Consider the following 12,676-nt stretch of genomic DNA (forward strand, 5'->3'; position numbering starts at 1 on the left):
CTTAGGATACCGCCTTTAAGGCCGCCACCACCTCCTCGGGGGTGTCCAAGGGGGTGAGGAGGTGGAGGTCCTGGGGGTCTATGGCCCCCTGCTCCTTCAGGAAGGCCATCCAGGAGAGAAGACCTTCCCAGTAGCCCCGGTCCAGGGCGAAGACGGGGAAGGGGTGGACCTTCTCCGTCTGGATGAGGACCAGCACCTCGGAGAGCTCGTCCAGGGTGCCCAAGCCCCCGGGCAGGAAGACGAAGCCCACGGCGTAGCGCACGAAGAGGACCTTGCGCACGAAGAAGTAGCGCAAGGAGAGGGCGTGGGTCTGGTAGGGGTTGGGCTTTTGCTCGTGGGGAAGCTCTATGTTGAGGCCCACGCTCACCCCGCCTGCCTCGTAGGCTCCTCGGTTCACCGCCTCCATGACCCCAGGGCCACCCCCCGTCACCACCCCGAAGCCCGCCTGGGCCAGGGCCTTCCCCAGGCGGTAGCCCAGGGCGTAGGCGGGGTGGTCCTCGGAAAAGCGGGCCGAGCCGAAGACCGAGACCAGGGGCACCTCCACCTCCGAGAGGGCCTCAAAGCCCTCCACGAACTCCGCCAGGATGCGGAAAAGCCGCCAGCTGTCCTCGTGGTGAAGCTGGTCTATGAGGGGCTTCTTGGGCATGGTCCTAGCTTAGCCCAGGGAGGGAAACCCCCTCCCCAGGCTTTCACGCCGGCCCGAGCCAGCATGGGGTGGTATTAGAGCTCCTCCAGGCTCACCCGCCTGAGGTCCTCCACCCTCTCCCCTAGGCGCTCGGCCAGGGCCCGGTAGCTCTCCGGGTCCCCGGTCACGTAGTGGACCACCCGTCCCCTTCCCTCGAGGTTCAAGAGGCCCTCCCGTTCCAGGGCCTGGGCCACCCGCCGGGCCGTGGCCTCGGCAGAGTCGATGAGGCGCACCCCGGGGAGGACCTGGGCCAGGGTGTTCTTCAAGAAGGGGTAGTGGGTGCACCCCAGGATGAGGGCCTCGAGGTCCTTGGGGGCTTCCTCCAGGTAGTGCCGGGCCACCAGGAGGGCCACGGGGTCGTCCCAGAGCCCCTCCTCCACCAGGGGCACGAAGAGGGGGCAGGCCTTGGCCCAGGCCAGGTCCAGGTGGCGCTCGTAGGCCCGGCTTTCCACCGTGGCCTGGGTGCCGATGAGGCCCACCTTCCCGTAGGCCCTCGCCTCCTCCGCCGCGGGCTCCAAGACCCCGAAGACGGGCACGGAAAGGTCCTCGGCGAGGTCCGGAAGGGAGGCGGAGCTCGCCGTGTTGCAGGCCACCACGAGGGCCTTCACCCCTTCCCTGAGGAGAAACCCCGCGATCTCCCAGGCGAAGCGCCGCACCATGGAAAGGGGCTTGCCCCCGTAAGGGACGCGGGCGGTGTCGCCGAAGTAGAGGAAGTCCTCCCGGGGGAGGGCCTGGCGGAGGGCGGAGAGCACCGTGAGCCCACCCACCCCCGAGTCAAAGACGCCGATGGGGGCCTTAGGGTCCTTCACGGGCCCCCATCCTACCTCCCTGGACGGAAAAGGGGGGGTGCTATACTATCAGGGTTGCCCCGAAGGGGCGCGAAGGAGGTGCCTGCGTTGAGGCTGGTCACGTCTGAATCGGTAACCGAGGGACACCCGGACAAGCTGGCGGACCGGATCTCCGACGCCATCCTGGACGCCCTCATCGCCCAGGACAAGAAGGCGCGGGTGGCGGCGGAGACCCTGGTCACCACCGGGCTCGTCTTCGTGGCGGGGGAGATCACCACCGAAGGCTACGTGGACATTCCCGGCCTGGTGCGCAAGACGGTGCGGGAGGTGGGGTACACCCGGGCCAAGTACGGCTTCGACGGGGACACCTGCGCCGTGCTCACCGCCATAGACGAGCAGTCCCCGGATATCGCGGGCGGGGTCAACCTCTCCTACGAGTGGCGGGTCCTCAAGTCCACCGACCCCCTGGACCGGGTGGGGGCTGGGGACCAGGGGCTCATGTTCGGCTACGCCACCGACGAGACCCCCGAGCTCATGCCCCTCCCCATCACCCTGGCCCACCGCCTCACCATGCGCCTGGCCGAGGTGCGGAAGACAGGGCTTCTGCCTTACCTCCGGCCCGACGGCAAGGCCCAGGTCACCGTGGTCTACGAGGGGGATAAGCCCCTTTACGTCAAGACCGTGGTGGTCTCCGCCCAGCACTCCCCCGAGGTGGAGCAGGACCAGCTCCGGGAGGACCTGATCCGCGAGGTGGTGCGCCAGGCCATCCCCCCGGAGTACCTGAAGGAAGGGGAGACGGAGTACCTCATCAACCCCTCGGGCCGCTTCATCCTGGGGGGGCCCCACGCGGACACCGGCCTCACGGGCCGCAAGATCATCGTGGACACCTACGGGGGGGCGGTGCCCCACGGGGGCGGGGCCTTCAGCGGCAAGGACCCCACCAAGGTGGACCGCTCCGCCAGCTACTACGCCCGCTACATGGCGAAGAACATCGTGGCGGCGGGGCTTGCGAGGAGGGCCCTGGTGGAGCTCGCCTACGCCATCGGCAAGGCGAGGCCCGTCTCCCTTAGGGTGGAGACCTTCGGCACCGGGGTCCTCCCCGACGAGAAGCTCACGGAGATCGCCAAGAAGGTCTTTGACCCCAGGCCCCTCGCCATCATCGAGGAGCTGGACCTCCTGCGGCCCATCTACACCCCCACCTCGGCCTATGGCCACTTCGGCCGCCCGGGCTTCCCCTGGGAGGAGACGGACCGGGTGGAGGCCTTAAGGCGGGAGGCGGGGCTCTAGGCGCTCTCCACCCGGTTCTTGCCCTGGCGCTTGGCCCGGTAGAGGGCCTCGTCCGCCCGCTTGAGAAGGGAGAGGGGGGAGTCGGTGGGGCCCGCCTGGGCCACCCCGAAGCTGGCGGAGAGGCCTTCCACCGGGGGCACCTTGAGGCGGGCCACTTCCCGGCGCAGGCGCTCCGCCAGCCGCAGGGCCTGGGGAAGCTCGGTCTCGGGCAGGACCACGGCGAACTCCTCGCCCCCGAGGCGCACGGCGCGGTCGCTCTGGCGGAGGTGGCCCTCGAGGCACCGGGCTAAGGTCCGGAGCACCCGGTCCCCCACCTCGTGGCCGTGGGTGTCGTTCACCGCCTTGAAGCCGTCCAGGTCCAAGAGGATGAGGGAGAGGGGGCGGCCGTAACGCTGCAGGCGGAAGAGCTCCCTTTCCAAAACCAGCTCTAGGTAGCGGCGGTTTCTGAGCCCGGTGAGGAAGTCGGTGTAGGCGTCCAGCTGGGCCTCCATATACCCTTCCTTCAGGCGTACCAGCAGGTAGAGGAGGCCCACGTAGGCCAGGTTGGCCCCGAAGAACTGGGCCAGGGCGTTCCAGTGGACGGGCTGAAAGGGGTTGCGCAGGAGGCCCAGAAGGGTCACGAGAAAGAGGGTGAGGAGGTAGAGGAGGGCCAAGCGCACCGCCCTCTTAGCGGGAAAGAAGAGGTAGCTGGAGAAGTAAAAGAAGGGCACCCAGTAGGCGGCGGGGGAGAGGCCTAAAGGGTTGGGCTTGAAGAGGAGCTGGTAGGTCAGGGTGGAAAGAAGGTACAAGGCGATGAGGGCGTGGGCGCTGGGGATCACCCACCGGGCCGAGGGGGGGAAACGCCAAAGAAGGCCGGCGGAGGCGAGAAAGCCCAGGGCCATGAGGGGCAGGAAGAGCTGGTCCACAGGGTCCAGGCCCCCTGGCCTCGAGGCCCAGTAGGCCACCCCCGCCACCAGGCTTCCCAGGGGCAGAAGCCACAGGGCCATCCGCCGCCGCACCGGGTTCAAGGGGTCCAGAAGCTCCAGGGTGGGGGACAAGTTAAGGCCAGTATAGCGCCCCTTCGGGGAGGCCATGGCCCTATCCTGCCACGCTCCCCCTTAACCGGGCCCTAACGGGCCCTTAGTCCTCCAGGTAGGTGTACCCCTGGAGCTCCCGGGCGTAGCGCTCCAAAAAGGCCCCCTTCTCCGCCGGGGAGAGGCGGCTTTGCCGCACCAGGCGCTCCACCCCCAGCGTCAGCTCCCGGGCGGCGAAGCCCATCTTCTCGATGACCTTCTCGGCGGTTTCCCCGGGCACGAAGCGTTCTATGGCGAAGCCTTCCTCGTCCACCCTCACGTGGGCCTCCCCCACCTGGCCGAAGAGGTTGTGGTTGCTTCCCAAAACGTCCTGGTAGGCCCCCACCAGGAAAACGCCCAGGTAGTAGGACTCCCCCGGGCGCACGGGGTGCACGGGAAGGGTATGGCGCACGTCGTGGAGGTCTATGAAGCGGTCTATCTTCCCATCGGAGTCGCAGGAGATGTCCACCAGGGTGGCCTGGCGGGTGGGGGGTTCCTGGAGGCGGCTTAGGGGCACGATGGGGAAGAGCTGGTGGATGGCCCAGGCGTCGGGAAGGCTCTGGAAGATGGAGAAGTTGCACACCAGCTTGTCGGCGAGGAGCTTCTCCAGGTCCTCGAACTCATCGGGAGTGTAGGGGAGCTCCCGCGCCAGGGTGTAGACCTTGCGGGCGATGTGGTAGAAGATCTCCTCCGCCAGGGCCCGCTCCCTCAGGGAGACCAAGCCCAGGTCGTAGAGGGTCTGGAGGGTCTCCTTGTCGGCGAAGGCGTCGTGGTAGACCTCGCGGAAGTTCTTGGGGCCCAGGCTTTGCAGGCTCTCCCAAAGCTCCTTGACCAGGGGGTGGGCCTCCTCCGGGGGGGCCTCGGGCCTCCTCTCCCCGGGAGGGGCGATGACGTCAATGACCTCCAGGACCAGGACCTCGTGGTAGGCGGTGACCGCCCGGCCGGACTCGGTGACCAGGGTGGGGTGGGGTTCCCCGTGCCCCTCCACCACCTCCTTGGTCACGTAGACCAGGTCCTCGGCGTACTCGGGGAGGGTGTAGTTGGCCGAGGCGTAGAAGTTGGTCTTGGAGCCGTCGTAGTCCACGGCCAGGCCCCCGCCCAGGTTGAGGTAGCGGAGGGGGGCCCCAAGTTTCCTGAGCTGGACGTAGGTCTGGGCCGCCTCCCGCACCGCCGCCTTGATCTTGCGGATGTCCGTCACCTGGCTGCCGATGTGGGCGTGGACCATGACCAGGGCGTCTAAGAGGTCCGCCTCCTTCAGGAGCTCCACCGCCCGCACGATCTCCGGGGTGGTGAGGCCGAACTTGGCGTTCTCCCCTCCCGAGGCCTCCCACTGCCCTGCCCCCTTGGCCTTGAGCTTGTAGCGGAGGCCCAGAAGGGGCTTGACCCCAAGCTCTTGGGAGAGGCGGACCACCCGGGGTAGCTCGGCGAACTTCTCCAGGGTGAGGACCACGTTGCGGCCAAGCTTCCTTCCCATGAGGGCCAGGCGGATGAAGTCGTCGTCTTTGAAGCCGTTGGTGGTGATGAGGGCCTCTGGGGAGAGGTCCTGGGCTAGGATGAGGGCCAGCTCGGCCTTGCTGCCCGCCTCGAGGCCGTAGTGGTAGGGCTTCCCCGCCTTGGCCACCGTCTCCAGCACCAGGCGGCGCTGGTTCACCTTCACCGGGTAAACCCCTCGGTAGGTGCCCCGGTAGCCGTACTTCTCCATGGCCCTGCGGAAGGCCTCGTTGAGCTCCCGCACCCGGGCCTCGAGGATCTGGGGAAAGCGGAGCACCAAAGGCAGGGGCCTTCCCTCGTCCCTCAAGGCCTCCACGATCTCCAGGAGGGAGGCGGCGGGGCCCTCGGGGCCTAAGGGAGTGACCTCCATCTCCCCGTCCCGCCCGATGCGGAAAAACCCCGCGCTCCAGTGGGGCACCAGGTAGATCTCCTCCGCCTCCTTGGGGGTAAAGCGCTTGGCCGTTCGCAACCCGGGTCAACCTCCGCTATGAGTGTAGGGCGGATGGACCTTCTTGGGAAGGGTAGCTTCGGTAGAGGTAGCCCTCTCCTTCGGGAACCTCCTCCGGGTCCACCAGGTACAGGAAAGGCCCCCCTCCCTCGTTGACCAGGGCATGGCCCCTGGCCCGGATGAGGGGGTGAAGGGGCGGGGGCGCCTGGAAGGCCAGGGGGACGGGGCCCACCTCCCTAAGCACCTCCGCAAGCAGGTCCAGCCACCGGGCGAAGACCTCCGGTTCCACCTCGGGCACCAGGAGGCGGACCGCCCCCGCCTTGTCCCCGAAGCGCCGGAACCTTCTTAAGAAGCGCCTCAGGGTACGCCGCTCCTCCCCGCTGGGGCGGAAGGAGAGGTGCTTGTGCCCCATCACGCTAAAGCGAAACCCCTCCGGGGCCAGGGCCCGGAGGCGGCTTATGGTCCTCAGGTCCCCCACCCGGTGCCACCAGGAGAGCTCCACCGTGGGGAAGGCCTTGCGGTAGGCCTTAAACCCCCCGGGAAAGCCCCGGTAGCCCCTAAGCCCCACCAGGATTTCTCCGCTAGCCGTCAAGCCAGTACTCCAGGAAGGCCAGGCCCGTGCGGGCCATGAGGGGGGTTAGGGTGTGGCCTGCCCCCTCCTCCACGAAGCGGGCCAGGCGGCCTTCGGGGTAGTGCGGCCTCAGGGCCTCCACCGTTTTCTCCATGCGCTCTAGGGGGACGATGAGGTCCTTGGTGCCGTGGAGGTGGAGGAGGGGCACGCCCCCGTAGGCCTCCCCCTGGGTGGCGGGCGGAGCCTGGTAGAGGGCCTCCACCCGGGGATCCCTGAGCCGCTGCCCCTGGGGGAGCTTCATGGGAAAGCCCGAACCGATGAAGGCCAGGGCGGCTTTGGGGCGCAACCCCTCCGAGAGGAGGAGGTGGACCACAAAAGCCCCCAGGCTTCCCCCGGCGAGGAAAAGAGGGAGGCCGAAGCGCTTTTGGGCCGCCTCCGCCACCTTTAGGGCCTCTTCCTTGAAGCCCAGGGCCACCTGGTAGACCTCCTCCACGTAGCTCGGGCTTTTGGCCGAGGGGGGTTTTCCCTCCCGCTCCCCGTGCCGGGGGGCGTCAAAGGCCAGGAGGAGGAAGCCCCTTTGGGCGTAGCCGGGGAGGAGGGAAAGGATGTGCTCCTTGGAGCCCTGCAGGCCATGGAGGGCGAGGAGGAGGGCCCGGGGATTCTCCGGCACCTGGGCCAAAAGGGTCAGGCCTTCTAGGGTGAGGCGTTCCTGGCGCATGGCCCTTAGGTGAAGAGGCTGGACACCGATTCCCCGCGGTGGATGCGCCAGATGGCCTCGGCGAAGAGGGGGGCCACGGTGAGGGTCTTGAGCTTGGGGCCTTCCTTGGGGGGACAGGTGTCGGTGGCGGCCACCTCCTTCACGGGGCTTCGGGCGATGCGCTCCAGGGCCGGGCCCACGTAGACCCCGTGGGTGGCGGCGGCGTAAACCTCCTTGGCCCCGGCCTGCAGGAGGGCCTCCACCGCCTCCACCAAGCTGCCCGCGGTGGAGATCTCGTCGTCCACGATGAGGGCCGTCTTTCCCTCCACTTCCCCCACCAGCATCCGCACCCGCACCTCGGTGTCCGAGACCCGCTCCTTGTCGATGAAGGCCAGGGGGAGGCGGAGCCTTCTTGCCAGGGAGCTCGCCCTCTTTAGGTCCCCGGCGTCCGGGGCCACCACCACGGCGTTTTCCAGGTCCACCCGGGTGGCGAAGTGGTTGGCGATGACGGGCTCGGCGGAGAGGTGGTCCACGGGGATCTTGAAGAAGCCGTGGACCTGAGGGGAGTGGAGGGTCATGGTGAGGACCCGGTCGGCTCCCGCCGTCTGCAGGAGGTCGGCGATGAGCCTGGCGGCGATGGAGATGCGGGGGGCGTCCTTCTTGTCGCTCCGGGCGTAGGAGAAGTAGGGGATGACGGCGGTGACCCGGGCGGCGCTGGCCCCCTTGGCGGCGTCCACCATCATGAGGAGCTCCATGAGGTGGTCCTGCACCGGGGGGGTGAGGGACTGGACGATGAAGACGTCCCCTTCCCTGAGGCTTTCCTCGTAGCGCACGAAGAGGTTGTCGTTGGCGAAGCGCAAGGTGGTGCTCTTGCCCAGGGGGAGGCCTAGGGCCTCGGCGATGGCCCGGGCCAGGGGTCGGTTGGACTGGCCGGAGAAGATCAGGAGGGGGCGGTCCATGCCGTTCCCCAAAATACCACGCCCCCTAAAGCGGGGTGAGCTCCCTTTGCAAGGGGGTGGTGACCTCGGGACCCGTGGGGTGGAGGTAGACGTTGACCTCCGTGCGCACGCCGAAGCCCTCCAGGTACACCCCGGGCTCCACGGTGAAGGCCAGGCCCGGCACCAGGGGCCGCAGGTCGTGGGTCTCCAGGTCGTCCAGGTGGGGGCCTGTCCCGTGGACCTCCTCTCCCAGGTTGTGGCCGGTGCGGTGCAGGACGTGGGCCCCGTAGCCCTCCTCCTCCAGGACCTTGCGCGCCACCCGGTCCACCTCAAAGCCCTTGGGGCGGCGCCCCTCGCGGTAGGCCCTCCCCACGAAGGCGATGGCCTCGTCCCGCGCCCGGGCCACCGCGCGGAAGGCCCGGTGGGCGGCCTCCGGGGGCCTTTTCCCCGCCATCCAGGTGATGTCGGCGTAGACGCCGCCCGGCTCCTTGGCCCAGAGGTCCAGGAGGACCACCTCTCCCTCCTCCAGGGGCTTCTCCGTGGGCTCGTGGTGGGGGTTGGCGCTGTGCCGCCCGAAGGCCACCATGGGGGGGTGGTCAAAGGTGAGCCCTAGGCGGGCGAGGACCCTGGCCACCTCTTCCCGGACCTCCTTTTCCGTGGCCCGGGGGTTGGTCCGGAGGAAGGCGAGGGCGGCGTCCCGGGCTTGCACCAGCCCCTGGGCGGCCCGCCTGTGGCTTAAGAGCTTGGCCTCGTCCCAGGTTTGGAAGAGAAGGAGCAAGGGCCAGGAGGAGGCCACCTCCACCCCCATTCCCCGAAGGAGGTCCACCGTTCCCCCGTCCACCCGGGAGAGGTAAGGGATCTGCCCCCCGGGGACGTACTCCAAGGCGATGCGCCTCAGCCCCTCGAGGCCGCGAAAGAGGCCTTCCAGGAAGCCCTGCCAGGTGTGGTAGGTTTGTCGGCTTCCGGGAAGGGGAGGGAAGAGGCTCGCCTCTATGGCGTGGCAGAGAAGGGTGGGTTCCCCCTCCCGGGGGAGGAGGTAGGCGAAGCGGCGGGTGAGGTGGAGGGCGGAGAGGCCTAGGACCTCGAGAGCCACGGGATTGCTCCGCCCAAAGGAGAAGAGAAGCCAACCGTCCAGCCCCTCCTCCCGCAAAGCCTCCTGCACGCGGGAAAGGTCCATGCTCCCATCCTAAACCCTTATGGGATTTGCCTCACCTTTCCCTACCCCTGCCGTGCTAGGCTTACGGGTAGGGAGGTAGAGGCATGGTAGAGGCCCAGGAGGCGGTCATCCGCATCACCCCCTTGGCGGCGGAAAAGGCCAAGGAGATCCTCAGCCGCTACGGCAAGGAGGGTGCGGCCATCCGCGTTTACATCAAGTCCGGCGGGTGCTCGGGCTTCCAGTACGGCATGGCCGTGGACGAAAGGGAGATGGAGGGGGACACCTTCGTGGAGATGCACGGGGTGCGCCTGGTGGTGGACCGGATGTCCCTGCCCTACCTCGTGGGCTCGGAGATCGACTGGGTGGAAAGCCTCATGGGGGGCGGGTTCACCGTGAATAACCCCAACGCCGCCAGCACCTGCGGCTGCGGCCACTCCTTCCGCACCAAGGACCAGGAGGGGGAGGCCCGCACCTGCGGCCACTAAGGATAGGAGCCCAGAAAGGGGCCTTTCTTTGGGCCCCTTTAGCTTTTGCCGGGTTGACCTTAACCTGGGGGGTCGTATAATAGCCTCGGCCACTGCGATAGTGCCACGAAAGGAGGCGGTATGAGGAATATAGGTAAACTGGCTGTACTCGGTATAACCGCTCTGGGCCTGGCCCTGGCGGGCCCTCAGGACAACAGCCTCGTCATCGGGGCTTCCCAGGAGCCCAGGGTTTTGGCGGGGGACTTCTTGAGCGTCATCTCCAACCAGGCCATCAAGTCGGAGATCGAGGGCTACCTCTTTGCCCCCTTCATCGGCTTCAACGCCAACAGCGAGAACTTCCCCGTTCTCGCCACCGAGGTGCCCACCCTGCAGAACGGGCGCCTTAGGGTCACGGACATCGGCGGGGGCAAGAAGCGCCTGGAGATGGACCTCACCATCCGCCCAGACGCCCGCTGGTCCGACGGCCGCCCTATCACCACCGAGGACGTGGCCTTCTACTACGAGGTGGGCAAGGCCAAGGGCATGCCCGTCCTTAACCCCGACTACTGGGAGCGCGTGCAGCTCCAGGTGAAGGACGCCCGCAACTTCACCGTGATCTTTGAACCCGCCTACTACTACGACACCTACGGCTCCCCCATCGGCTACGCCCCCAAGCACATCATGGGGCCCGAGTGGGAGAAGGTGAAGGCGGCGGCCCGAAGCCTGGATCCTGATAAGGATGCCCAGCGCCTCAACGAGCTCTACCGCAACTTCTTCCTGAAGTTTTCCACCCCGGCGCAGCTCAATAAGGGCGCCATGGTCTACTCCGGTGCCTTCAAGCTGAAGCGCTGGGTGCCGGGGAACTCCATTGAGATGGAGCGGAACCCCAACTTCCCCATCAAGCCCGAGGGCGGGGAGAGCAAGTACGTGCAGAAGGTGGTCTACCGCTTCATCCAGAACACCAACTCCCTCCTGGTGGCGGTGATCGGCGGGTCCATTGACGCCACCTCCAGCGTGGCCCTCACCTTTGACCAGGGCCGCAGCCGCCAGCTCACCTCCCGTGCCCCCGGCCGCTTTGACATCTGGTTCGTCCCCGGGGCCATCTGGGAGCACATCGACGTCAACAAGTTTGAGAACTGCCAGGCGGTGCGTGACCTGGGCCTGAACGACAAGCGCACCCGTCAGGCCCTCCTGCACGCCATGAACCGCGAGGGCTTGGTCAAGGCCTTCTTCGATGGCCTCCAGCCCGTGGCCCACACCTGGATCGCCCCCGTCAACCCCCTCTTCAACCCCAACGTGAAGAAGTACGAGTTTGACCTGAAGAAGGCCGAGGCCCTCTTGGCGGAGATGGGCTGGAGGAAGGGCCCGGATGGGATCCTCCAGCGCACCGTGGGCGGGCGCACCGTGCGCTTTGAGATCGAGTTCGTGACCACCGCCGGCAACGCCATCCGCGAGCGCACCCAGCAGTTCTTCGCCGAGGACCTGAAGAAGATCGGCATCGCGGTCAAGATCAACAACGCCCCCTCCGCCGTGGTCTTCGCCGACGAGTTCATCCAGCGGGCCAGCGAGTGCAAGTGGACGGGGATGCTTGAGTTCGCCTGGGTCTCCAACCTGCAGGAGGACGGTGGCCTCTTCCAGTACAAGAACCTGAACACCGGGGCCATCCTGGTGCCCACCAAGGAGAACAACTACCAGGGCCAGAACATCGGCGGCTGGCGCAACGACGAGTTTGACCGCCTGACCAGCCAGGGCGTCCTGGAGTTTGACGAGAACCGCAGGAAGCAGCTCTTCGCCCGGGCCCAGGAGATCTGGGCCGAGGAGCTCCCCGCCCTGCCCCTCTACTTCCGCGCCAACCCCTACGTGGTGCGCCAGGGCCTCGTGAACTACGTGGCCAGCGCCTACTCCGGCGGCTACGGCTACCCCGGCTGGAACGCCTGGGAGATCGGCTGGGCCAGCCGCGGCGCCGTGAAGAAGTGGGACCAGGCGAAGTACGCGCTTTCCATCCGGTAGTCCGGGTGGTATAGTGGGGCCCGCTGGGTTTTCCCAGCGGGCTTTTTAGTGGCATAAACGGGAGGTAAAAGGGTGTTCGCCTACACGGTGCGCAGGCTTTTACAGATGGTCCCCCTGCTCCTTGCGGCCAGCGTGGTCATCTACGCCCTCCTGGCCCTGCAGCCGGGGGACCCTTTGGACGAGCTCAGGCGGCAGAACCCCCGCATCACCGCCGAGCAGTTTGAGGCTTTGAAGCGGGCCTACGGGCTGGACCAGCCCATCCACATCCGCTACTTCAAGTGGCTTTCCCGGGCGGTCCAGGGGGACTTGGGCTATAGCCGCACCTACGGGATCTCCGCGGCGGAGTACATCTTCGTGCAACGCCTGCCCAAGACCCTCCTCCTTTCGGGTCTTGCCCTGACCCTGGCCCTGCTGGTGGCCATCCCCGTGGGGGTGTTCTCCGCCGTGCGGCAGTACTCCCTGGCGGACTACGCCATCACCTTTCTCTCCTTCGTGGGGTTTTCCATGCCCGTCTTCTTCCTGGGGATCCTCCTCCTCTACCTTTTCGCCATCGTCCTGCCGGAGCGCATTCCCGGCTTCCCCCAGTTCCCCACCGGGGGCGTGCCCCCCATCCTTTGGGAGGACGTGCGCTCCGGGGCGGTGAGCTTTGGGGCCTTCCTGGGCCAGTGGGCCTGGCACCTGATCCTGCCCGTCCTCACCCTTTCCGCCCTGCAGATGGCCGAGTGGACCCGGTTCATGCGGGCCTCCCTTTTGGAGGTGCTTTCCCAGGACTACATCCGCACCGCCCGGGCCAAGGGGCTTTCCGAACGGGTGGTGCTCTACAAGCATGCCCTCCGGAACGCCCTCATCCCCATCGTGACCCTGGTGGGCCTGGCCATCCCCGGGGTCTTGGGCGGGGCCACCATCACCGAGACCATCTTCAGCTACCCCGGGATGGGCCGGGCCATCTTTGACGCCCTGGTGGAGAAGGACTACAACGTGGCCATGGCGGCCCTGGCCTTCCTGGCCCTCATGACGGCCCTCTTCAACCTGCTGGCCGACCTGGCCTATGCGGTGGTGGACCCCCGCATCCGCTACAGCTAGGAGGAA

At 67.3% G+C, this 12,676-nt stretch carries 12 protein-coding genes; 4 read left to right on the forward strand and 8 right to left on the reverse strand.

Annotation, left to right across the window (positions count from 1 at the left end; genetic code table 11):
• Window position 1: 1 nt before the first annotated feature.
• Complete coding sequence (locus ACY5J6_RS01080; protein ID WP_462845584.1) at window positions 2-646, reverse strand: LOG family protein; 645 nt, start codon at window positions 644-646, stop codon at window positions 2-4.
• 74 nt (window positions 647-720) lie between these two features.
• On the reverse strand, window positions 721-1,494 hold the full coding sequence (murI, locus tag ACY5J6_RS01085) for a glutamate racemase (RefSeq protein ID WP_462845585.1): 774 nt from the start codon (window positions 1,492-1,494) through the stop codon (window positions 721-723).
• Window positions 1,495-1,581: 87 nt separating this feature from the next.
• Between murI and metK the strand changes: the two genes are divergently transcribed.
• Window positions 1,582-2,760 (forward strand): methionine adenosyltransferase, encoded by a 1,179-nt coding sequence (gene metK / locus ACY5J6_RS01090; protein WP_462845586.1) that lies wholly within the window; start codon window positions 1,582-1,584, stop codon window positions 2,758-2,760.
• Here the strand turns inward: metK and ACY5J6_RS01095 are convergent.
• The 6 genes from ACY5J6_RS01095 to ACY5J6_RS01120 are packed head-to-tail and all read right to left on the reverse strand — an operon-like array spanning window position 2,757 to window position 9,134.
• On the reverse strand, window positions 2,757-3,833 hold the full coding sequence (locus ACY5J6_RS01095) for a GGDEF domain-containing protein (protein WP_462845587.1): 1,077 nt from the start codon (window positions 3,831-3,833) through the stop codon (window positions 2,757-2,759). The genes metK and ACY5J6_RS01095 overlap by 4 nt on opposite strands.
• A 46-nt stretch (window positions 3,834-3,879) precedes the next feature.
• Entirely contained in the window at window positions 3,880-5,772 is a 1,893-nt protein-coding gene (speA, locus tag ACY5J6_RS01100; RefSeq protein ID WP_462845588.1) for a biosynthetic arginine decarboxylase, read from the reverse strand.
• 16 nt (window positions 5,773-5,788) lie between these two features.
• Window positions 5,789-6,343 (reverse strand): DUF72 domain-containing protein, encoded by a 555-nt coding sequence (locus tag ACY5J6_RS01105; RefSeq protein ID WP_462845589.1) that lies wholly within the window; start codon window positions 6,341-6,343, stop codon window positions 5,789-5,791.
• On the reverse strand, window positions 6,333-7,040 hold the full coding sequence (locus ACY5J6_RS01110) for an alpha/beta hydrolase (protein ID WP_462845590.1): 708 nt from the start codon (window positions 7,038-7,040) through the stop codon (window positions 6,333-6,335). Before ACY5J6_RS01110 ends, ACY5J6_RS01105 begins: the two co-directional genes overlap by 11 nt.
• A gap of 5 nt (window positions 7,041-7,045) precedes the next feature.
• A complete protein-coding gene (locus ACY5J6_RS01115) occupies window positions 7,046-7,978 on the reverse strand; it encodes a ribose-phosphate diphosphokinase (RefSeq protein ID WP_462845591.1) in 933 nt (310 codons plus the stop codon).
• Between the two features lie 25 nt (window positions 7,979-8,003).
• Window positions 8,004-9,134, reverse strand: a complete 1,131-nt coding sequence (locus ACY5J6_RS01120) for a M24 family metallopeptidase (RefSeq protein ID WP_462845592.1) — start codon at window positions 9,132-9,134, stop codon at window positions 8,004-8,006.
• A gap of 83 nt (window positions 9,135-9,217) precedes the next feature.
• On the opposite strand from ACY5J6_RS01120, the gene erpA reads away from it, so the two are divergent.
• From erpA to ACY5J6_RS01135, 3 genes are all read left to right on the forward strand, one after another.
• Complete coding sequence (erpA, locus tag ACY5J6_RS01125; protein WP_462845593.1) at window positions 9,218-9,598, forward strand: iron-sulfur cluster insertion protein ErpA; 381 nt, start codon at window positions 9,218-9,220, stop codon at window positions 9,596-9,598.
• A 120-nt stretch (window positions 9,599-9,718) separates the two neighbouring features.
• On the forward strand, window positions 9,719-11,587 hold the full coding sequence (locus tag ACY5J6_RS01130) for a peptide ABC transporter substrate-binding protein (protein WP_462845594.1): 1,869 nt from the start codon (window positions 9,719-9,721) through the stop codon (window positions 11,585-11,587).
• A 72-nt stretch (window positions 11,588-11,659) separates the two neighbouring features.
• The gene (locus ACY5J6_RS01135) at window positions 11,660-12,670 is read left to right on the forward strand and encodes an ABC transporter permease (protein WP_462845595.1); all 1,011 of its coding nucleotides are present in this window, start codon (window positions 11,660-11,662) and stop codon (window positions 12,668-12,670) included.
• The last annotated feature ends 6 nt before the right edge of the window (window positions 12,671-12,676 follow it).

Source organism: Thermus sp. H19.2 (assembly GCF_054979525.1).